Genomic DNA, 3780 nt, shown 5'->3' with positions numbered 1-3780 from the left:
TGATGATGACGTAAAAAGACAATGGTAAAAGACATAACCTTTAGCGTTTTTTGTAAAATATCAATCCGATAATCGGCTGTGCGTGAGCCACGCAAATGTATGAGCGAAGATTGTTTAAAGCATTCGTGTACATCATCGCCTGAAAGCGGGTAATCGACAACGAAGTGTGTCCAGTGTACCAATAACAAAATACCACCCTCATTTAAGCTATTCTCTAGCAGTTCTCTTGTCAGCAATAGATCTTTCATGGAAAGGTAATAACCCACTTCGCTCATTACGATTAGGTCAAAATCGCCTTCAGGGAAATCATTTGGAATGGCACCGAGCTGAAATTCTACATGAGGCGCACTTCCTAAACGTTGCCTCGCTTTTTCCAATGCTGTTGTGCTAATATCCATGGCGGTTAAATGGCTGCAAAGTGGCGCAAGCATGGCGGTAAAAACACCAATTGAACAACCAATTTCAAGTGCTTGATTGTATTTGCCAGGTGGAATGGCAGCTAGAGAACGTTCATATTTCTGTCTCTCATATTCACTTTTTTCGAAATTCCAGGGGTCTTCATTGTTATTATAAAGCGTCTCAAAATAATCTTCAGATAATGTAGAGGAAGGATTGATTTTTTTTCGTTTCCATAAAATACTCCTGACCTGTGGTAAAATTGGAAATCATTTCTGCAGTGAGGATGAAACCTGTCGGGTCGTCGTCAATCAGTCTGGTGGTTTGAGAGCTATGGGCAGCAATACAACTTTGTTTTAGTGTGCTGTATTGGTGAACATCAACAAATTTTAATTCATTATGATTTAATTTGGGAAGATCAGCTTGTTGAGCCAGTTCATAAAGCCAGATGGGGTATTCCCAAATTTTTGGACGTTGTGTTGTTCCTTTTTCAAGTGCAGCCATTAACATTTGCCAAGTGGCACGATGATCGCGATGTGGGTCGAGTTCATAAGGAACGAGGATCAGGTCTGGCTTAAATGCAGCCAAATCTTCTGCAAGCCTTGCAACCAGTATCTCGAAACCGTCTTCTCCTCTTGCCGGTAGCCCCGAATCGATTCCTTTATAAGGTATTATTACAGAGGTGTCTAATCCCATTAATTTAATGGCTTTATTTAATTCTTCCTCCCGAATTTGAGCGAGTTTCTCAGTAGGAAATTTTTTAGAATTTGGATGAGAACGACTGCCATCTGTTGTTAAAATAATTTTAAATTCAGTCCCCTGTTCTTTCAGGATTGAAATCAATCCTGTGCAAGCTAATGATTCATCATCAGGGTGAGGAACCAAAATCAAACAGCGTTTTACAAATTCCAGATCAGCAATATTTAATTGAACGGCTGATGCTTTAAAAGCTTCTTTATCAAATATTGGATTCATGTCCTGTTTGTTGCTTTTTAATAAAAAAATCTGCCACGTTTAGTCTCGTCGCATCAGGGGCAGGTTGTCGTAAATAAAAGGTGAGGTCACGAAAAATCCGTTCCATGTCGTAAGGAGCCATTAATCCCCGGGCGCCAATGCATTTATTGCTTTCGTCCATGATACGAAGGCAAATGTCTTCGATGGTTACACGTGTCATATTTGCAAAGGCGATAAGGTCTTGTTCGTGAGTTTTGTCATCAGCCCATTCATCATAATGTTGCCCAGCTTTTTCAAGCCATAGTCGTCCAGATACCAATTGCATCATAATATTTGATAAGCGAAGGCGCTGTATGGGGTCTTCAGTTCGGTTTAGCGATAGTAAATATTCAATTGTATTTTCTGCTATGGCTTCAGCGCCGCCCAAGTGAACTGCCGCAAATCGAATAGCGCCGCCACTGAAATAAGGTTGGTTTAAATAGATTCCAGGTCTCGAGATCAAGTCAGATTCGTCCAAAAGATAACCTGAAAAATCGACAGTATAACTGCCTGAAGCCTGCATCCCTAACGGTTTCCAACTATTTTTGTCGATATTTTGCTCGCTAATTCCTGACATATCAACAATTGCCATTTGCCAGCCTTTTCTATCGGTATAATCGATATTTCCTGTGATGAGTGCCCGATCTACTATGCCTACGCCAGAACAAAAGGTTTTGCTGCCGCTGATTTTAAACTGATCAGCTTCCGGATAAAACTGAATACCATTTTGTGCCTGTGTGTTCCAAACTCCGAAAAGATGACCTTGATCTTGAACACCCTGGTACCATTTCTTTTTTCTGTTGTGCATTGGCATAAAGATGAATGAGATAAAGGGTATTGATGTGACCTTCAAAAATTCGCCCTACAGAAAGATTAGCCTTGCCCACTGCCTTGAGCAGGTTAAGCAGTTCAGGCATGTTCGGTTGGTTAAAATCAAGGGCCTCGCCCGGAAGGACAATTTTTAGTGCACCACTTTCTTTAAGCCATTGAAATTCTTTTTTCAATCCTTCGGGATCATGCTCAGACCATATCGCCTGCGATTTTATTTTTTCTAAGGTATCTTCAAAATTAAGCAGATCAAAAGTCTGGTTTTTCGTTTGGGTAGGGGTTTCTATCATTAGGATGCTTGTTTCACGGGTTTGTTTTTTTGCCTAGCGTTTCCAGCAATTTCTCATAACTGTCAATCATTTTGTGGATGTCGAATCTGTTAGCTGATTGAGCAACAGCCAATCGATCAAGCTGGCTGGCAACAGGAATGGCATTTGCCAATGCATCGGTATCTGGAAATTCTACCAATACGCCACAGTGCTCATCAACCAATTCGGGCAGTGCGCCCATTTTAAAGCCAACAATCGGCGTTCCACAGACCATGGCTTCTGCTACCACTAAACCAAAGGGTTCCTGCCAGCAAGGCGTAATTAAACAAACCTTTGCCTGGCCAATTACATTATTGAGTTCCTGCTGATTTAATAAACCCAGTAGTTCAATATTTTTATCTAACAGCGGTGAGATCATGCGATCGAAATAACGCTGGTCAGCTATTCCTCCAGCTACTTTTAATTTAATGCCTGCCTTTTTGCAAGCTTCAATTGCTAAATGCAGTCCTTTATCAGGATGTATCCTGCCGAACCATATCGCGTATGATTCTTCGGATTCAGTAAGCCTTGGCTTCCAGTCATTTGTGACAATCCCATTCGGGATTACGGTACAATGATTCACAAGTTGCTGCCAGTTTTTGGCACTTTGCTGTGAAACGGTAGCGTAATTCATCACTGGATGACGTCTTTCAGCTTTTATGGCAAGTTCCAATTCATAAAATGGAGGCGTGTGCAACACCGTGAGCATAGGCGTTTTAATTGCGTTAGCCATTGTAATCGGGATATAGTGGAGGGAGTTGTTGAAAATAATATCTAAACCATAATCATCAACAGACATCATTAAATTTAAATAGGCATGATGTTCTGCGATATATTCTGAAGGCAGATCTTTTTTCTTTATTCTTACGCCGGTATGGGCATCATAATGATCGTCAGAAAGAATCGGTTCGAGCGGGAGATTTGGATCAGACTGGGAACTGGCAAATAATATCACTTCATGTCCACGTTGTGTGAGCAAGGTGGTAATTTGATGAGTAAAAACCTCCAGACCACCTGCGAAAGGGGCTTTGATAGGATGTTTCAAATGCGCAATGATGCCTATTTTCATAAATAATTTAAGCCTGAATAATTGGCTTTATATTATGACAATAAAAATCACGCTTCAGTTTTTTTATTAGTAAATATCCTTTTTTTGAAGTGATGTATGCTGGATAGGCTAATGATTGCGGCTTATTCACTTTCTGATAGCATAGAATAGTTGGAGATGCCCTCAGATCTTATGAAGTGTGTACGT

General features: G+C 40.7%; 5 protein-coding genes. All 5 read right to left on the bottom strand.

All coding sequences use genetic code 11. The annotated features are described in order from the left end of the window. The coding region (locus ON09_RS23085) for a class I SAM-dependent DNA methyltransferase (RefSeq protein WP_083838048.1) at positions 1 to 617 on the bottom strand (617 nt) is incomplete at its 3' end. Beyond that, a complete protein-coding gene (locus ON09_RS23080) occupies positions 592 to 1371 on the bottom strand; it encodes a PIG-L deacetylase family protein (RefSeq protein WP_010603437.1) in 780 nt (259 codons plus the stop codon). The genes ON09_RS23080 and ON09_RS23085, both read right to left, overlap by 26 nt. Then, the gene (locus ON09_RS23075; RefSeq protein ID WP_157259062.1) at positions 1355 to 2197 is read right to left on the bottom strand and encodes an acyl-CoA dehydrogenase family protein; all 843 of its coding nucleotides are present in this window, start codon (positions 2195 to 2197) and stop codon (positions 1355 to 1357) included. Before ON09_RS23075 ends, ON09_RS23080 begins: the two co-directional genes overlap by 17 nt. Then, positions 2088 to 2507, bottom strand: coding sequence for a hypothetical protein (locus tag ON09_RS25335; protein WP_157259061.1), 420 nt, complete (start codon positions 2505 to 2507; stop codon positions 2088 to 2090). Before ON09_RS25335 ends, ON09_RS23075 begins: the two co-directional genes overlap by 110 nt. A 13-nt stretch (positions 2508 to 2520) precedes the next feature. Next, entirely contained in the window at positions 2521 to 3594 is a 1074-nt protein-coding gene (locus ON09_RS23070) for a glycosyltransferase family 4 protein (protein WP_010603436.1), read from the bottom strand. Positions 3595 to 3780: the final 186 nt, after the last annotated feature.

Source organism: Pedobacter agri PB92 (assembly GCF_000258495.1).
Classification (GTDB): Bacteria; Bacteroidota; Bacteroidia; order Sphingobacteriales; family Sphingobacteriaceae; genus Pedobacter; species Pedobacter agri.
Note: the sequence above shows the minus strand (reverse complement) of the source record. Positions and strands in the feature narration are given on the sequence as shown.